14 protein-coding genes are annotated in these 17,125 nt (G+C 68.4%); 10 read left to right on the top strand and 4 right to left on the bottom strand.

Features of this window, described 5'->3' with window-relative positions:
* Positions 1-301 precede the first annotated feature (301 nt).
* The gene (locus ABT294_RS42460; RefSeq protein ID WP_350812138.1) at positions 302-2,695 is read left to right on the top strand and encodes an ATP-binding cassette domain-containing protein; all 2,394 of its coding nucleotides are present in this window, start codon (positions 302-304) and stop codon (positions 2,693-2,695) included.
* A 12-nt stretch (positions 2,696-2,707) separates the two neighbouring features.
* Here the strand turns inward: ABT294_RS42460 and ABT294_RS42455 are convergent, their stop codons facing one another.
* Complete coding sequence (locus tag ABT294_RS42455) at positions 2,708-4,387, bottom strand: phosphatase PAP2 family protein (RefSeq protein ID WP_350812137.1); 1,680 nt, start codon at positions 4,385-4,387, stop codon at positions 2,708-2,710.
* A gap of 819 nt (positions 4,388-5,206) precedes the next feature.
* Here ABT294_RS42455 and ABT294_RS42450 point away from each other — a divergent pair.
* Positions 5,207-5,629, top strand: a complete 423-nt coding sequence (locus ABT294_RS42450) for a hypothetical protein (RefSeq protein WP_350812136.1) — start codon at positions 5,207-5,209, stop codon at positions 5,627-5,629.
* Positions 5,630-5,783: 154 nt separating this feature from the next.
* Here ABT294_RS42450 and ABT294_RS42445 read toward each other — a convergent pair whose 3' ends face one another.
* Positions 5,784-7,169, bottom strand: a complete 1,386-nt coding sequence (locus tag ABT294_RS42445) for an FAD-binding oxidoreductase (protein ID WP_350812135.1) — start codon at positions 7,167-7,169, stop codon at positions 5,784-5,786.
* Between the two features lie 688 nt (positions 7,170-7,857).
* Between ABT294_RS42445 and ABT294_RS42440 the strand changes: the two genes are divergently transcribed.
* Both ABT294_RS42440 and ABT294_RS42435 read left to right on the top strand, forming a co-directional pair.
* The gene (locus ABT294_RS42440; RefSeq protein ID WP_350812134.1) at positions 7,858-8,865 is read left to right on the top strand and encodes an alpha/beta hydrolase; all 1,008 of its coding nucleotides are present in this window, start codon (positions 7,858-7,860) and stop codon (positions 8,863-8,865) included.
* Between the two features lie 475 nt (positions 8,866-9,340).
* Positions 9,341-10,483, top strand: coding sequence for an acyltransferase family protein (locus tag ABT294_RS42435; RefSeq protein ID WP_350812133.1), 1,143 nt, complete (start codon positions 9,341-9,343; stop codon positions 10,481-10,483).
* Between the two features lie 62 nt (positions 10,484-10,545).
* Here the strand turns inward: ABT294_RS42435 and ABT294_RS42430 are convergent, their stop codons facing one another.
* On the bottom strand, positions 10,546-11,271 hold the full coding sequence (locus tag ABT294_RS42430; protein WP_350812132.1) for a hypothetical protein: 726 nt from the start codon (positions 11,269-11,271) through the stop codon (positions 10,546-10,548).
* A 92-nt stretch (positions 11,272-11,363) separates the two neighbouring features.
* On the opposite strand from ABT294_RS42430, the gene ABT294_RS42425 reads away from it, so the two are divergent.
* Positions 11,364-11,846, top strand: coding sequence for a YobF C-terminal domain-containing protein (locus ABT294_RS42425; RefSeq protein WP_350812131.1), 483 nt, complete (start codon positions 11,364-11,366; stop codon positions 11,844-11,846).
* Positions 11,847-11,923: 77 nt separating this feature from the next.
* Here the strand turns inward: ABT294_RS42425 and ABT294_RS42420 are convergent, their stop codons facing one another.
* Positions 11,924-12,856, bottom strand: coding sequence for a DJ-1/PfpI family protein (locus ABT294_RS42420; RefSeq protein ID WP_350812130.1), 933 nt, complete (start codon positions 12,854-12,856; stop codon positions 11,924-11,926).
* Positions 12,857-12,982: 126 nt separating this feature from the next.
* On the opposite strand from ABT294_RS42420, the gene ABT294_RS42415 reads away from it, so the two are divergent.
* From ABT294_RS42415 to ABT294_RS42395, 5 genes are all read left to right on the top strand, one after another.
* Positions 12,983-13,294 (top strand): cupin domain-containing protein, encoded by a 312-nt coding sequence (locus tag ABT294_RS42415; RefSeq protein ID WP_350812129.1) that lies wholly within the window; start codon positions 12,983-12,985, stop codon positions 13,292-13,294.
* A gap of 140 nt (positions 13,295-13,434) precedes the next feature.
* Positions 13,435-13,911, top strand: a complete 477-nt coding sequence (locus tag ABT294_RS42410; RefSeq protein WP_350812128.1) for a hypothetical protein — start codon at positions 13,435-13,437, stop codon at positions 13,909-13,911.
* Between the two features lie 354 nt (positions 13,912-14,265).
* On the top strand, positions 14,266-14,604 hold the full coding sequence (locus tag ABT294_RS42405; RefSeq protein ID WP_350812127.1) for an ArsR/SmtB family transcription factor: 339 nt from the start codon (positions 14,266-14,268) through the stop codon (positions 14,602-14,604).
* Positions 14,601-14,852: a hypothetical protein gene (locus ABT294_RS42400; RefSeq protein WP_350812126.1), complete on the top strand. Its 252-nt coding sequence runs from the start codon at positions 14,601-14,603 to the stop codon at positions 14,850-14,852. Before ABT294_RS42405 ends, ABT294_RS42400 begins: the two co-directional genes overlap by 4 nt.
* A 108-nt stretch (positions 14,853-14,960) precedes the next feature.
* Complete coding sequence (locus ABT294_RS42395; RefSeq protein ID WP_350812125.1) at positions 14,961-17,096, top strand: MMPL family transporter; 2,136 nt, start codon at positions 14,961-14,963, stop codon at positions 17,094-17,096.
* Positions 17,097-17,125: the final 29 nt, after the last annotated feature.

Below are 17,125 nucleotides of genomic sequence, written 5' to 3'. Positions count from 1 at the left end.
GGGACGGCGAGGCGCCGCTGGTTCCGTATCTCCTCGCGCCGCATCCAGGCTTGGCGCGAGGTGAACGAGATGCGCGACGGCCGGGGCCCGGAGGCTCCACGGGCCGAAGCGGCCTGGATGCCGTGGTTCTTGCGCCGAGCGCGACCCCGGCCGACCCCGCCGATCAGGTAGACAGGGGACCGTTGCCGCGACCCGCGCCAACGACGGAGAAACCAGACATAATGCTCAAAACTGGTCAGATTGAGCCGGGCGGCGCCAACGGAGGCCGCGAAGGCGGCCCCGCCGAACAGATGGAGACACGATGACCATGGCCACGAGGACGGACACGCAGTCGTCCGCGCCGCACGTTGCCGACAGCCACGATCTGATCCGCGTGCACGGCGCGCGCGTGAACAACCTCAAGGACGTCAGCGTCGAGCTCCCGAAGCGCCGGCTGACGGTCTTCACTGGCGTCTCCGGCTCGGGCAAGAGCTCGCTGGTGTTCGGCACGATCGCCGCGGAGTCGCAGCGGCTGATCAACGAGACCTACAGCGCCTTCGTACAGGGCTTCATGCCGACGCTGGCGCGGCCCGAGGTCGACGTACTCGATGGGCTGACGACCGCGATCATCGTCGACCAGCAGCGGATGGGCGCCGACCCCCGCTCCACCGTCGGCACCGCCACCGACGTCAACGCGATGCTGCGCATCCTCTTCAGTCGGCTCGGGCAGCCGCACATCGGCTCTCCTCAGGCGTTCTCCTTCAACGTCGCCTCGATAAGCGGAGCGGGTGCGGTCACGCTGGAGCGCGCCGGGAAGACCATGAGGGAGCGTCGCAGCTTCAGCATCACCGGCGGCATGTGCCCGCGCTGCGAGGGCAGGGGCGCGGTCAACGACATCGACCTGACCCAGCTGTACGACGACTCCAAGTCACTCGCCGAGGGCGCGTTCACCATCCCCGGCTGGAAGTCCGACAGCTTCTGGACGGTGCGGGTCTACGCCGAGTCGGGCTTCGTCGACCCGAACAAGCCGATCCGCCAGTACACCAAGAAGGAGCTCCAGGACTTCCTCTACAAGGAGCCGACCAAGGTCAAGGTCGACGGCGTCAACCTCACCTACGAGGGGCTGATCCCCAAGATCCAGAAGTCGTTCCTGTCCAAGGACCGGGAGGCGATGCAGCCGCACATCCGGGAGTTCGTGGACCGGGCGGTCACCTTCACCACCTGTCCCGAGTGCGACGGCACCCGGCTCAGCAAGCAGGCCCGTTCCTCGAAGATCGAGGGCATCAACATCGCCGACGCCTGCGCGATGCAGATCAGCGACCTCGCCGAATGGATCCGTGGCCTCGACGAGCCGTCGGTCGCGCCGCTGCTCGCCAAACTGCTGCACACCCTCGACTCGTTCGTGGAGATCGGGCTGGGCTACCTCTCGCTCGAACGGCCGGCGGGCACGCTGTCGGGCGGCGAGGCGCAGCGCGTCAAGATGATCCGCCACCTCGGCTCCTCGCTCACCGACACCACCTACGTCTTCGACGAGCCCACCATCGGCCTGCACCCTCATGACATCCAGCGGATGAACGACCTGCTGCTGCGGCTGCGGGACAAGGGCAACACGGTGCTCGTCGTGGAGCACAAGCCGGAGACGATCGCGATCGCCGACCACGTCGTCGACCTCGGCCCCGGTGCTGGTACGGCGGGCGGCGCCGTCTGCTTCGAGGGCACCGTCGAGGGGCTGCGGGCCAGCGGCACCATCACCGGCCGCCATTTCGACGACCGGGCCGCCCTCAAGGAGACGGTGCGGAAGCCCACCGGCACGCTGGAGATCCGCGGCGCCACCCGTCACAACCTCCAGGACGTCGACGTCGACATCCCGCTCGGCGTCCTCTGCGTCGTCACCGGCGTCGCCGGCTCCGGCAAGAGCTCGCTGATCCACGGCTCCATCCCCGCCTCCGCGGGCGTCGTGTCGGTCGACCAGGCGCCCATCCGCGGCTCGCGACGCAGCAACCCGGCGACCTACACCGGGCTGCTCGACCCGATCCGCAAGGCGTTCGCGAAGGCCAACGGCGTGAAGCCGGCGCTGTTCAGCGCCAACTCCGAGGGCGCCTGCCCCAACTGCAACGGCGCCGGCGTCATCTACACCGACCTGGCGATGATGGCCGGCGTCGCCACCACCTGCGATGAGTGCGAAGGGAAGCGGTTCCAGGCATCGGTGCTGGAGTACCACTTCGGCGGCCGCGACATCAGCGAGGTGCTCGCGATGTCGGTGACCGAGGCCGAGGAGTTCTTCGGCGCCGGGGAGGCGCGCACGCCTGCCGCGCACGCCGTCCTCAACCGGCTCGCCGACGTCGGGCTCGGCTACCTCAGCCTCGGCCAGCCGCTCACCACGCTGTCCGGCGGCGAGCGGCAGCGGCTCAAGCTGGCCACCCACATGGCCGAGAAGGGCGGCGTGTATGTCCTGGACGAGCCGACCACCGGCCTGCACCTTGCCGACGTCGAGCAGCTGCTCGGCCTGCTCGACCGGCTCGTCGACTCCGGCAAGTCGGTCATCGTCATCGAGCACCACCAGGCGGTCATGGCGTACGCCGACTGGATCGTCGACCTCGGCCCCGGCGCCGGTCACGACGGCGGCCGGATCGTCTTCGAGGGCACTCCCGCGGACCTCGTCGCCGCCCGCTCCACCCTCACCGGCGAGCACCTCGCGGCCTACGTCGGCACCTGACCCCGACAGCACTCAGCCTGTTTTGATCTTGTTGCCCTCCGGGTTGACCACGTACCACTTCGCGCCAAAGGAGTTGAGACCCTGCCCGACGGTGTCGCCGGGCTTGATGTCGTTGACGAAGTAGTACAGCGGGTGGCCGTTGTAGGTGACCTGGGTGGTGTGGTCGGTCCTGGTGGTGGTGCCGAGCAAGGCGGCTGATGCGCCGCCGGCGGCCTGCGGCTTGTCCGTGGTGGTCAGTGGCGGCCAGGCGTTCGTGCACGTGCTGTAGCAGGTCGAGCTGGTGCCCTTGTCCGCCTCGAACACGTACACCGTGCGTCCTTGGCCGTCGACGAGGATCTTGCCGAGCTTGGAGTCTCGGACCGTGACGGTTGCGCTGGCGGGGGTGGCGCTGGCCGCCGGGGTCATTCCGGTCGGCGAACCCGGGACGGCTGGGGCGAGCTTCGACTGGCCGAGCACGTAGCGGGCGATGGAGGTGCCGAGTTCATTGCCTGCCTGATGATCGAGCCGGCTGTGCAAGCCTCCCCAGATGCGGCTGAGCCCGGCTTCGGTCGCGGTGGCGCTCAAGCTGGTATAGGGCTTGCGGTAGGTCTGAGGGCCGCCGGCGGGTGAAGTGAGGGTGAAGGCGTTGCGGTCGCCGTAGAAGCGGGTGAGGACTGTGGCGGCGGCCGTGCTGATCTCGCTGTGCATGCCTGGGTAGGACGGGTCGGGAGGGGTGACGACGAGCGGGGACCAACTCGGGTCTCGTTTGACGTTCGGGTTGTCGGCGGCGAGGCGGATGGCGGTGATCGGTCGCCAGAACCGGTATGTGTACTTGGCGTCGTAGATGCCGATGGTGGCATCGGCGAGGGTGAGGTTGAGCAGGGCGAACAGGTCCGCCGACTGGTCGAGGTCGCTGTGGCGGGCGAGGGCGATCTGCTGGGCGGTGTCGTACCAGTAGTTCTGGGCGGGGCCGCTCCAGAGCTTGGCGAGCGTGGTCTGTTCCGCCGTGCGCGTGGTGCTGTGGGCGGCGCCGACGGCCTTGACCTCGTTGATGGCGGCCGAGTACGCAGGGCTGGTCAGCGCCGGGGGCGCGGCGGGACGGAACTGGTGGCCGGTACGGAGTACGAATGGGGTGACGTTGCCCCAGTGGGTGAACTCCGGTGGCTTGAAGCCGGGCGGGGTCGGCCGGTAGTCGCCGGGCTTGCCGGTGGTGGTGTAGTGCGGCGGGGTTGCGTCGGCGCCGTCGTGCGCGCGCAGGGCGATGATGGCGTGGGCCGCCTGGGCACCGACCTTGATGCCCTCCTGCTTGGCGCGGCCGTCGGGAATGCCGGCGAGATCGGTGGACAACTGGCGGTCCAGGCTGACCTTACGCGCCGGGTACAGGGCGGTGAGGGTGTCGTGCGCGGCTGCCGCGGCTGCGGCGGGGCGGGAGGCGTCCCCCGGTGCGACGAGGCTGGAGCCGTAGAGGGGATGAGCGTGGCTGATCGCGTTGACCGCGTCATAGACGGCTGCGCTCATCATGGCGAAGTTCCGGGTGGGGTGGATGGTGGACGGCTGTGCGTGCGGACTGCGCACGATGGTGAGCAGCGTCCGGTTCCACTCGATCACCACGTTGCCCCGAGCCTGCCGCGCGACGACGTTCGCGGTCGCGAGCGGGACGGCGTGGGCGGCGGGTACTGCGACGTGCTGGGCGCCGAGTGTCAAGACGGCCACCGCAAGCGTGAGCACAGGCCGCCGCTGGGTTCTCCGCGGTTCTGGAAGCGCGAACACGATCCTCTCCTGTCAGGTAGCGGAGGGAGGAAAGGGTGAAAAGCACCGCAGCTAAAAGCCGTAATCTCGGTCGTTCTTTTCGGAGAACAGTGCCCCTTACGTTGGCATTGGCTCGCTGGTTCGAAACTTCCCGAACGGGTGGCTGGCGGCGAGCATTCTTCTGCTCACGGGCCGTTGCAAGCAGGGCGCACTCGGTGTCGAATGTCACCAAACGTCCCGTACTGTCGCATTTACTACCATAGCCGACAGCAAGGGCGCGTAGCCATCGCCGAGGCAAAGCCCAATGCAAACTGGGCCATTCAACTCCGCGGTGCGGGTAAGCCTAACCTCGATCGGAGAAAAGGGCTCAGGCACAAAGCTGGGAACTGTAAGACAACGGTGCACGTCCTGATCATGGTCTGCTGCGCCCGTCTGCTGGCCGATCGCCAGAGAACCGGGCGCCCCCGTCAGCGAGCCGTACGGCGGCCACACCCGGACCTCGTCGCTCCACGACCACATCACCGAAGAAGTCGCTCTCGTCGGAGACTTCTCCTGGGGTGGGACGCCGAGGTTGAGCAGGAGCGTCACAACGTCCATGTCGTGACCGGCGCCCGCTTGCAAGCAGGCCCTCCTTGTGCGCCACGCGAAGGGACGCGTCAGTCGTGCGGTCTCATGAACGCCCCCGGCGGTTCGGTTCATGGGATAGTCGCCCTGATTCGGAATCGTGTGGGTGATCGGAGATGGCGGGTGTCGGACGGTCTCGCTCAGCTCGTATGGTCCTTCGTGGACGAGGAACTGGTTCTCGACCAGGGGAATGTGAACGCGGAGGCGCGGGGCAACCTGGTGGCATTCGGCATCGCCCCAGAGGGCTTCGATGTGCAGCGGGCTCTCGTCGCGGTCGGCGAGCGGCTGAGTGCGCGGTTCGCCGATGTCGCCGGACCAGTGACGTTCTATGCCTGGTATGACGAGCAGGCTGGCCAGTTGCGGTGTTCGGTGGCCTCTGTCGAGCCGGACGATCTGCCGTTCGGGGGCCCGTTTCGGTCCGTGGACAGTCCCGCACCTGTGCTCGCCCTGATGGCGGCGGACGCGCAGCCCGGTGTGGTGCCGTGGGCTGATCTGCGCGAGGTCTCCGCGGAGGAGGATGCCGACTCGGATGAGCAGGTCGAGTACTCGTTCCCGGTGTTCGCCGTGAAACTCACCCGATGAAGCGCCTTGGTACTGCGGAGCCTTTGCGGCTCAGGGCACACTTGGCTACTCGGCTGATCAATGCGTGGCTTCAGAAGCGCTGAAGCAGGACGACTCCCCTGGACCGGGCCAGGGGAGTCGCAGTGGAGAGGGTCAGCCTAGAACGGGCGTCACGTTATGAGGCGGGCGGGATGTTCTGGTTCAACCGGAAGAGGTTCGTAGGGTCGTAGACCGCCTTGATCTTCGTGAGCCGCTCCCAGGCGCCTCCCGGGTAGGCCGCACGCACACGTGCCTCGCCCTCGTCGCCCAGGAAGTTGACGTACGCACCGTGGTCGCTCTGACGGAGGGCCACGACGTAGTCGTCGACCCAGGCGTCGTGGACCGGTGCTTCCCCCAGGTCCTCGTAGATGGCGGCCAGGTTGACCATGATCCTGCTCTGACGGAGGGCGAAGGCGGTGGCGTCGGCGGGCACGTCCGCCATGGCACCGCCGAGCACCCGCACCTGTGTGGCGGCCATCGACGCGGTCGACGCCTGGATGCGCTCGACGATCGTCTCCGCCGTCGCCCGGTCGATCCGGTCGATGAACATCGTGCGTGAGGAGGCGATGGGGCGGAAGTCGTCCTCGTCCGGAGGGAACATGCCGGAGTACGGCATCGGCTGGACCATGTCCGCGAGCGGCGTGGCGATGGCGCGGAAGGGCGCGAGGGCCCGCTCTCCGTCCTCTGCCCCGCCCGCGTAGCACATCATCGCCATGATGATGAGTTGCCCGTGCTGCTCAGGGGGCAAGAACGGCATCGGCGGCGCGGGCATGATGTTGCCGATGGTCGTCAACTCCAGCGGCGCCGCCTCGGACGCCGCAGCGAACGCCTCGATGGTCTCGGCGGTCGCGGGCAGGATGAGCATGCCTCCGACGATCGACTCGAGTTCATGGAGGCGGAACTTGAACCGGGTGGCCACCCCGAAATTGCCTCCGCCGCCGCGGATCGCCCAGAACAGGTCGGGGTGGGTGTCGGCGTCGGTGTGCAGGATCTGGCCGTCTGCCGTCACGATCTCGGCGGCCAGCAGGGCGTCGATCGTCAGCCCGTACTTGCGGACGAGGAAGCCGATGCCGCCGCCGAGGGTGATGCCGCCGACCCCGACGGTACCGGTGTCGCCGAACCCGGTGACGAAACCATGGGCGCCGACCGCCTCGGTGTAGGCTCCGGCGCTCATCCCGGCCTGCACCCACGCGGTACGTCCCTCAACATCGATGTCGATCTCACGCATGTCGTTGAGATCGAGCACCAGCCCGCCGTCGCACACGCCGTATCCGGCGTTGCTGTGGCCGCCGCCGCGAACGGCCAGTTCGAGGTCGTGCTCCCGGGCGATCGACACGACCCGGGAGACCTGCGCCGCATCCCGGGGCCGGACGATCGCCGCCGGACGGCGGTCGATCCCGCCCTGGTAGACGGTGCGTGCCGGATCGTAACGCGGATCATCGGGGGTGATGACCTGCTCACCGAACTCAGAAAGCAGTTGGGCGACCGGAACGAGAGTCTGATCAGAGGAAGCAGTTGTCACGAGGCTTTTCCTTATCCATTGGATACGGCACTCACGAGCAGATCTGACGGCGAAAGGCGGCATGAGCGCGTGGCCTGGCCAAATGGCCGCCCTCCGGCACGTCGATGAATTCCCACAGGTGATCCACACTATCAAAAGTAAGCCCTCAGCCCGCAGCCGCTTCTTCGAAAATACGGAACTGGTGCCGTGATCTGCCTCGTGCCCGCGGTCCCTTTCCGCGGCAGGCGGGCCTACCAGTCTCCCGGCTGAGGAAGCCTCGGAAACGGCCGGCACGCCCGTGCGAGTCGCGCGAGATCTCCTGGGAGCCACCGGGACCGACGGGATGGATTTGGACTTCCGGAAACCAGCGCGACGAACGGACCTAAACAAATCTGGAAATCCTTTGGGGCGCCACGGATCAGAAGGGCAGGGGTTCGAGTCCGCTCGTCCGTCCATCGTGGAAATGGCCCGTGACCACGCTGAACGCGTCCCGGAAACGTGCTGCCTTACAAGGTGTCAAACGCCGGGCCCCGGCCCGCCGAGGCCCGGCTGGTGGTCTTCGAGTGGCTCATCCGCTACAACACGCGCAGGAAGCACTACTCCAATGCGAACGGCGGACCGATTAATGTGCTAATCGCTGCATGACAGTCGGTGTCCACATTCCGGGGTGAATCCCCGAGCAATGATCACGGCAGGGAGACCAACGACCATGGTTGATGATCCGCGCCCGACAGTCCACCTTCCGGCCCGCGACATCGCGGTGCCCGCATCGGTGAGCCCGGAAGCCCAGGCCGTACTCGCGCGAGGGGTGGCGGGGCCGCCCTATCAGTGGCCGGCCTCACCGCCGCCCGCGATCGACGACCTGGACGGCTGGCGGCAGATGGTCGCCGCGCAGGAGAAAGCGATACTGGAGCTGTTCGGCGGCGCGTTGCCCCCCGGCGGGGACAACGTCCAGGAGATCGACCTCGGCGGCTTCCCGGTCTACGTGGTGACCCCGGAAGACGTCTCACCCGACGACCGGCGCGTGTATCTCGACATTCACGGTGGTTCCTGGACCCTGGGCGGCGGGCAGATGTGCCGAGCCATCGCCGTCGTCACCGCCACGCTGGTGGGGGCCCGAGTGTGGTCGGTCGACTACCGGATGCCGCCCGATCACCGCTTCCCCGTGGCGTTGGACGACTGTCTGGCCGCCTACCGGGCCCTGCTGCAAGAGCACCGCCCCGAGGAGATCATCATCGGTGGCGTGTCGTCCGGCGGCAACCTGGCTGCCGCGCTGATCCTGCGGGCCCGTGACGAGGGTCTACCGCTCCCGGCCGCGGTGGTGCTCAACACCCCGGCCACCGACCTGACCATGACAGGCGACACCTACCAGACCAACCTCGGCCTCGACATCGTGCTCACCGCGACCTTGAGGCCGGCCATCCTGCTCTACGCCGGTGGTCACGACCTGCGCGATGCGTACCTGTCGCCGTTGTTCGGCGACCTGGGCAAGGGCTTCCCGCCCACCATCCTCCTGTCCGGCACCCGCGATCTGCTGCTGTCGGACACCATCCGCATGCACCGGGCCCTGCACACCGCAGGCGTACCCGCCGAACTGCACGTCTTCGAAGCCGCCGGCCACGGCATGTTCCTCGGACAAGCCCCCGAAGACCGCGAACACGCCCGAGAGATCCGCCGCTTCGTCGACGAACACTGGGCCGCCGCAAGCCGTTCCTGAAACGCATCACGTTCCACCCAGGGCGAGCAGGTCGAGGGCCTGCTCGCCCTGTCGTACGTCGAAGTGCGGCGGGCTTCGGGATCCCGGCTGACGATCTCCCGGAGTTTCTCGACGGGACTGAGCGCAGACGCTTTGATTTCTCATCGTTCTGGGAGCCGGCAAGAAGATCGTGCGCGCCGTATGGTCGCCTCCGGCTCGGCCTCGGCGCATCTCCCGCATTGCCGTGCCCCCAGCGGACGGTGAAATTCAGCAATTGGAAAGATGCCGTCCGAGCCGGAGGGCGTCACGGTAAGGGCGTCGAACCGGCGGACGTGATTCCGGAGGGACGGAGGAACGCCAGACCGTCGGCTGAACGATTCCGATAACGATCAGAACGAAGGTAAGGAGTCTTCTGATGATCGTAAGGGCCAAAACGTTCAATGAGCCTCCCGGAGCGGCGCCTTCGCTACCGCAACGGCTGCCGACGCTGACCGCGATGCGCTTCATCGCCGCGGCAATGGTCTTCGTCTTCCACGTCACCCTGGCGCAGTTCTTCGCGGAGCGGGGCGCTGAGCAGACCCTCTTATCCATCTTCACCCAGGCCGGCTGGGCGGGTGTCGGCTTCTTCTTCGTGCTCAGCGGCTTCGTCCTCACCTGGTCGAGCCGCCCAGGGCACTCGGCCCGCGGGTTCTGGCGGCGGCGCTTCTTCAAGATCTATCCCAGTCACGTCGTCACGCTGGTCGCCGCCTTCGTGCTGCTGACCTGGGTGACGGGAGTCCATGTCGACGCCTGGCAGGCACTGCTCAACCTGCTCCTGGTGCAGTCGTGGTTCCCCCAGTTCGAGATCCGGGCCAGCCTCAACGGCGTCTCGTGGTCGCTCTCCTGCGAGATGCTGTTCTACCTCGCGTTCCCCCTGCTGATCCGGCCGATTCGCGCGATCCGGCCCGAGCGGCTGTGGGCATGGGCGGCCGGCGTGGCCGTTGTGATCTTCCTCGTCCCGGTGGCGTCGAGCATGCTGCCGCGGGACCCGCTTCCGGGGGCGGGCGTCGCGGCCTACGACTTCTGGATCATCTACCAGTTCCCGCCCGTGCGGATGCTGGACTTCGTCTTCGGGATGATTCTGGCGCGGATCGTCATGACCGGCCGACGGCTGCCGCTGGACCTCGGCGGTTCTATCGCCCTGGCCATCGCGGCGTACGCGCTCGCGCCGCTGTTCCCGGCGGCCTACACCCTGACGGCCATCATGGTGGTGCCGATGGGCCTCGTCATCGCGGCGGGGGCCGCCGCCCCGCCCCGCCCGCCGACCAGCCTGCCCGGCCGCGCCGCGGTCTGGCTCGGCGAGATCTCCTTCGCCTTCTACCTCTGGCACCAGTTGGTGCTGACGTACGGCCAGCAGTGGCTGGGCGCGGGCCGGGGCCTGTCGACCCCGGCCGCGCTGGGCGTGGTCGTCCTGCTGCTCGCCGTCACGCTCGTACTCTCCTGGATGCTGTTCGCCCTGGTCGAGCGCCCGATCATGCGGCGGTTCGCCGGGCCGCGGCGCGACCGCCTCGCCGCGTCGGGGCCGCCGCCCGCCGTTCCGGCCGGGACCGCCGTCGGCGCCGAAGCCGATGAGGGTGCAACGCGCGACGCCCACCCATGAGCCCTCGCTCGGCGCGTTGGTCACTGGACGGGCTGGGTGCCGGGTACGACGAGGCCGAGCCTCTAGGTGACGGCGATGGCGGGAGCCACGCGCGCGGATCCGATGCCGCGGTCGGGCTTGCCGAGACGAAAACGCACCCTGCCCTTGAGCACGGTGCCGGACTCGGCCTGACCATCGGTGAGGCCCTCGCCGGGGAACAGCGTGAACGTCCACCTCTGGTTTGATTCGCAGTCAGGCAGGTCACGGCCGCTCTGCAGAACTCGGGCACCCCAGAGTTGACGGATCATCAGCGCCCTGGTGTCAGCGTCGGCCACCGTGAACGACGCCGCCGGCCCGTTCACGATCTGGTTGTGGCTGCCCAGAGAAGGCCCATGGACACCAGTGACCGTGGCGACCATGGTCCACGGCCTACCGGGCCGGATGCCGAGGGAACCTGCGGGCAACCGCTGGTCGAACACGTCCTCGGTGGGCGTGCCGAGCTGATCCGCCCGCACGGCCGCGGTCATCGGGCGTCGGGTGTCCAGCTTGCCGGGGTCGGGGAGCAGCAGGATTCCGTAGGTCGTCTCGTCCGCGAAGCGAGCCGAGGCGAAGTGGTGGCGGAGGGCGAGCACCGTGCGCTCGGCGACCTCCCAAAGCTCGTCGGAGAACGCGGTCGCCAGGTAGTCAGGCGTCACCGCCGGTAGCCCGGCCTGCGCCACCGCTTCTGCCACGGATTCGCAGCCAGACCACCCGGACTCGGCCAGCCTCGCTATCTGCTCGGCCTTGAACGACATCACTCGCCTGCGCACTTCACAGATCCTGTCACCGAATACTGACAGACCACCAAATCGCGTACGCCACACTGCCGGTCGACGCCTTCGTCGAGGCGTGGCGCGGAGAGTTGATCTCCTACCTGGAGCAGCCGTTCCGGATGCGGTACGGGTTCGCCCGGCGGGAGCAGGTCAGCCCGGAGGAGGCGTTGCGGCGCTCCCTGCCCGCCGCGCTGGCCTGGCTGGCCGGCCGGACGGACGTGGAGGTCTCTCCCGGCACGCTGGGGCAGGCCGAGGCGGCCGAGCGCACGGCCGAACTGGTGGAGGAAGGGCTGGATCCCGAGATCAGGACGTTGTGGCAGGCGTTCGCGGTGCGGGTGGGCGCCCGCCGCCTCAACGACCTGGCGGTCTGCCTGTCGTCCCTCGGCCTCGATACGGGCGCGGCCGTCGCCGCGGAGCAGGCCCGTATCGTGGGCGGACTGCAGGGCCCGCTCGTGTCGGGCGACGACGCGGCGCTCGCGGCCGGCCTGCGCCGGTTGGCTCCGACATACGAACGGCTGCGTGCCGCCCTGACCGACCCGGTCGCGGGCAGCCGGAACCAAGAGGCGGGCTGAGGCCCTCATAGCCACGACGTTCGTGACGGAGCCCCTGACCCACGGGGCACGGCCTGACGCGGTTCCGTCCCGTACCGTCATGTCGTCGGCCGTCCGCGGTAGGCGCGGCGGTAGGCCGTCGGTGTGGTGGCCGCGTCGCGGGACAGGTGCAGGCGCAGGTTGGCGGCGGTACCGAGGCCGCAACGCCGGGCCACCTCGTCGACGGTCAGGTCACTGGACTCCAGGAGTCGTCGCGCTTCGAGGAGGCGTTGCGCGGCGAGCCAGCGCAGCGGGGTGGTGCCGGTCTCGGCGACGAAGCGCCGGGCGAACGTGCGGGGCGCGAATCCCGCCTCGCGGGCGAGGTCGGCGACGGTCAACGGCTCGGCCAGCCGGTCCAGTGCCCACGCGCAGACTGCGGCCATCCCGGTGCCGGTGGGCGGCACCGGGCGCTCCAAGAACTGTGCCTGGCCGCCGTCGCGGTGGGGCGCGACGACCAGGCGCCGCGCGATCCGAACCGCGGCCTGCGGGCCGTAGTCAGTCCGCACCAGGTGCAGGCAGAGGTCGATGCCGGCGGCGAAACCGGCACTGGTCAGGACGTTCCCGTTGTCGACGTACAGCAGGTCGGGATCGACGTCGACGGCCGGATAGCGGGCGGCCAGGTCGGGCGCGTCCATCCAGTGCGTGGTCGCCCGGCGGCCGTCCAGCAGGCCGGCGGCGGCGAGCGCGAAAGCTCCCGTGCACACCGAGACGACCCGCGCGCCACGCCGGGCGGCGGCCCGCAACGCTTCCAGCACCGGTGGCGACGGCGCGTCCAGCGGCGCGTATCCCGGCACGACGACGGTGTCGGCCGTGGTCAGGGCGTCCAGCCCCAGGGGGACGTACATGTCCCAGCCGGTGGTCGAGGGCACCTGCCCGGGCGACTCGGCGCAGACGGCGAAGGAGTAGTGGTCCCGGTCGCTGAAGACCTCGGCGGGGATCGCCAGGTCGAACGAGACCACGGCGGGCAGCGCCAGGGCCATGACACGATGCATGGCAGCATTCTTACGTATAGAGGCATTCCTGCTACTCGTGCTCGGTGCCGTCGTGGACCAGGCTGGTGGCCCAGCGGGGGCTCGGTCGGGGGAGGTCCGGGCCCGACGAACCTGGGAAAGGACCTCATGCTCTTCCTTGACGCCCGCTCCTACACGGCCGAGCGGCCCTGGGGAGCCCTCGACGTCACCGAGATCGACGACGCGACCGTGCGGCTGCACTGGACGGACCAGCCTTACGTCTGGCACGTCAACGACGGGCCGGAGGTCTTCGTCGTTCTGGACGGCGTCGTCGACATGCACTACCGCCACGACGGCCGGGAGCAGGTCGAACGGCTGACTCCTGGCCGCATCTGCTACGCCGAGCCTGGCGACGAGCACGTCGCACATCCCGCACCGGAGGCGCGCGTCCTGGTCATCGAACGCAGGGGCAGCATCTGACCAGCGTCCCCATCAGGTCACTCGCATGGCCATAGCCGGCGCACTGTGCGAGTCAGGCCGCTTCGCCTGCGGCCGGTTCCCGCCACGCCCGAGCGGCCGAGGTCGATTAGGGGACCATGCACAAGAGACTGAGGAGTGGAATGCTCAGGCGAATTCTCACCGTTCTTACGGCGGCGGCATCAGCGTCCGCGGTGACGGTGACGATGCCTACGGCGGCGAACGCCGGTGCGTACGGCTGCAGGGGGTCGCTCGTCGGAACCTGGCCGGTGCCGATGAAGGACGCCCTCAACGGCGGGACGTACTACCGCAGCGACATCAAGCTCTACTACAACCCCAGCAGCGGCTGGAACTGCGCGGTCCTCGTCAAGCGACCGGGCAAGCCGCGTTACGGCGAGAAGACCCCGATGTTCGTCGAGATGTACAACGGCCGCTGGGCCGAGGACAAGTGGCGGAACAACCACGACCGCGACAATGGCTCGTTCAGGTACCAAGCGGGTCCCGTCAAGGTGTACGGCAAGAACATGTGCGTGGACATTCTTGCCATGCACGGCGACCACACCGGGTCTGACACGGACTACAACGGCAGGCGCAGCGTTGTCCGCGCCGGCTGCCGCTGAAGCGGAACGCTGACGCGGGGGCGCGTCCTGCCGTGCAGACGGCAGGACGTTTACCGCACTCCGCTGCTCGCCGCCTTACAGCCGCCCCGTCCTTTGCTGAAGGACGCTGGGTGGCTCCTGTTCGCTTCGCCGGGTAGCCGGGGGCCTCGGCGGGGCTCAGGCGATTCCCGTACTCCTGCCTGAAGCGGCCCGTCCTCGCCTTTTCGCAGAGCGATCCATTGCGCGGTCCTACACAGGCCACGAACCGGTACGCCTACCGCGCGGGGAAGCCCCTTGGAGTGGCCCCCAACTGGGCAGCTTGGCAAAGCATATTAGGCACCTGCTAAGTTCTGCTTGCATGTATCGGGATGCGTCATGAGCACCCCGGCGCCGACCGGGGACGAGCTGTTGACGGTGATGGCCACGCTGGCCAACCCGCACCGGCTGCGCGTCCTCGCGGCGCTGGCGGGAGAGCGCGACTACGTGAGTCGACTCGCCCGCAAGCTGGGCATCAGCCGGCCCCTCTTGCAGGTTCACCTGCGCAAGTTGGAGGCGGCAGGGCTGGTGACGGGCCGGTTGGAGCTTTCGGAGGACGGCAAGGCGATGAAGTTCTACGAGGTGAATCCGTTCGTCATCGAACTCAGTCCCCAGACAATCCAGGACGCTGTGGGCACGCTGTCCGTGCCCGAGGTCGGCACGGAGGGAACGGAATGATGAACGGGCACAGCTTGGCGGAGGTGTTCGGTGCCGTCGGCATCTTCGCCTTCGTCACCACGGTGATCACAGTGATCATCGTGCAGATCGGCGCGACGGTCCGGGCCCGCGCGGCGCTCGCCCGCGAGGACGAATACCGCAAGCTCGCCTCAGGCGGCGCGGACGCACAGCAGGGGATCGAGCGGCACCTCGGTGAGATCAACGAACGGCTCGCCGCGATCGAGAAGGTCCTCAAGACGGTCGAATAGCTCCGAGAGCATGCCCTGGGCCGCCGAGCTGCAACTCGACGACCCAGGTGAACGAAGAAGTACGCACCCACTCACAGGAACGCTCCTTCAGGGAAAGGACAGCAGTTCATGCTGCCTGAAAGCAAATCGCGCGGCCCGTCGGTGGAACGGATCGCCGGTTGGTCGGTCCGCCATCGGGTGGCCGCGATCACCGGGTGGTTCGCCCTGGTGATCGTTTCGGTGCTCGCCAGCACCGTCCTGGGCCTGGATTCGGTGCAGAGCACCGATCCGGGGGAGTCCGGCCGCGCCGACCGGGTCCTCGATGCTCAGACCGGCTATGTCCCGCTGCAGGAGAACGTCCTGGTCCAGCCGCTCAAGGGCGGCTCGTCCCTCGCCGTGAACTCACAGGTCAGGGGCGCCATCATGGATCTGACCGGCAGGTTGCGGGAGGCGCCGGGCGCGGTCGCCAAGCTGCGTTCGCCTCTGGAGCCCGGCGGGGCCGACCTGGTCTCCGAGGACGGACGCTCCGGCCTGGTCACTGTGCAGATCGCCGGGCCCGACGAGCAGTTCCGCGATCACTACTCGGCCATCGAGCAGGCGGTCAAGGAGGTGGCGGCCAGGCATCCCGGTGTACGGCTGGCTCAGGCCGGAGACGCGAGCCTGTCGGCCGCGGTGAACGACGGCATCAAGGACGACATGAAGCGGGCCGAGTTCATCTCCTTGCCGCTCACCGTGGTGATCCTGCTGGTGGTGTTCGGCTCGCTGATCGCCGTCGGGATTCCGCTGCTGCTGGCGATCACGACCGTGCTCGCCGCGTTCGGCCTGCTCCAGGTGGTCGCGCACTGGGTCCCGGTCAACAGCGCCACCTCTTCCGTCGTGCTGCTGATCGGCATCGCCGTCGGCATCGACTACTCGCTGTTCTACCTGCGCCGGGAACGAGAGGAACGGGCCGCCGGACGTACCGTGACAGAAGCACTCAAGATCACCACACGGACCTCCGGGCACGTGGTGGTCATCTCCGGCCTCACGGTGATGCTGTGCCTGACCGGTCTTCTGTTCACCGGGCTGGATAACTTCCGGGGGCTGACGGCAGGAACGATCCTGGTCGTCGGTCTCGCCATGATCGGCTCGGTCACGGTGCTGCCCGCCGTTCTGGCCGTGCTCGGCCACCGCGTCGACAAGGCTCGTCTTCCGTGGCTCGGCCGCCGCCGTACCGCGGTCGGTGAGTCCCGTTTCTGGACGGCCGTGGCGCGCACAGTCGTACGGCGTCCGCGGCTGTGGGGCGGACTGGCCGCGCTGGTCCTGATCGTCCTGACTCTGCCGGCATTCGCGATGCGGCTCCAGGACGCGGCGGTCACGGACAGCCTGCCCCGAGAGGTGCCGGTCGTGGACGCCGCGATCCGCATGCAGGAGGCGTTCCCCGGCAGCCCGTTGCCCGCGTGGGTGGTCATGTGGGAGAAGCGGCCCGGTGCCCTGGACGCGCCCGGTGTGCGGCAGGCGGTGCGGAAGCTGGACCCGATCACCACCGTGCGCGTCGACCGGATCATGGTCGCTCGCGTGCCCCTGGCCGACTTCGGCACGGGCGAGACGGCCAACCGATCCCTGGAGGAACTGCGCGCCGTCAAGGCTCCGGCCGCGCTCGGCGCCGTGGAGGGCCTGGACTACGCGGTGGCGGGCAAGACCGCGTTCGCCTACGACTTCACTGAACAGATCACCGAACGAACACCGCTGGTGATCGGATTCGTGCTCGTGCTCGCGCTCGTACTGCTGGCCGTCTCGTTCCGGTCCCCGGCGGTGGCCCTGGTGTCGATCCTGCTCAACCTGCTGTCGCTCGGCGCCGCGTACGGCGTGCTGACCTGGGTGTTCCAGGACGGTCACCTGAGCGGAGTGCTCGGCTTCACCCCCTACGGCGGAGTGATCGGCTGGTTGCCGCTGTTCATGTTCGTGATTCTCTTCGGGCTGAGCATGGACTACCACATCTTCATCCTCAGCAGGATCCGGGAGCGCCAAGCGGCCGGCGCCTCGGTGCGTCAGGCCGTCGTCACCGGGATCGGTGCCAGTTCCGGCGTCGTCTCCAGCGCCGCCGTCATCATGACCGCCGCGTTCAGCGTCTTCGTCGTGCTGTCGGCGATCGAGTACAAGATGATGGGCGTCGGGCTCTCGGTCGCCATCCTGATCGACGCGACCCTCGTCCGGGGCGTGTTGCTGCCTGCCGTGATCACTCTGCTCGGCGAACGGTCCGGCGCGGCCCGTCCACCCGCCTGATCCTGGACACCGGGATGCTCGTCGCCGCG

The sequence above is a fragment of the Nonomuraea sp. NPDC000554 genome (assembly GCF_040300065.1).
GTDB lineage: Bacteria > Actinomycetota > Actinomycetes > Streptosporangiales > Streptosporangiaceae > Nonomuraea.
The sequence above is the reverse complement of the archived record's forward strand: the minus strand, read 5'-3'. Positions and strand labels throughout refer to the sequence as shown.

Bases quoted from the DNA above. Each gene is read 5' to 3' on its own strand.
- ABT294_RS42460 (WP_350812138.1), top strand. From the start codon at position 302: ATGACCATGGCCACGAGGACGGACACGCAGTCGTCCGCGCCGCACGTT.
- ABT294_RS42440 (WP_350812134.1), top strand. From the start codon at position 7,858: ATGGTTGATGATCCGCGCCCGACAGTCCACCTTCCGGCCCGCGACATC.
- ABT294_RS42435 (WP_350812133.1), top strand. From the start codon at position 9,341: ATGCGCTTCATCGCCGCGGCAATGGTCTTCGTCTTCCACGTCACCCTG.
- ABT294_RS42420 (WP_350812130.1), bottom strand. From the start codon at position 12,856: ATGCATCGTGTCATGGCCCTGGCGCTGCCCGCCGTGGTCTCGTTCGAC.
- ABT294_RS42415 (WP_350812129.1), top strand. From the start codon at position 12,983: ATGCTCTTCCTTGACGCCCGCTCCTACACGGCCGAGCGGCCCTGGGGA.
- ABT294_RS42410 (WP_350812128.1), top strand. From the start codon at position 13,435: ATGCTCAGGCGAATTCTCACCGTTCTTACGGCGGCGGCATCAGCGTCC.
- ABT294_RS42405 (WP_350812127.1), top strand. From the start codon at position 14,266: ATGAGCACCCCGGCGCCGACCGGGGACGAGCTGTTGACGGTGATGGCC.
- ABT294_RS42400 (WP_350812126.1), top strand. From the start codon at position 14,601: ATGATGAACGGGCACAGCTTGGCGGAGGTGTTCGGTGCCGTCGGCATC.
- ABT294_RS42395 (WP_350812125.1), top strand. From the start codon at position 14,961: ATGCTGCCTGAAAGCAAATCGCGCGGCCCGTCGGTGGAACGGATCGCC.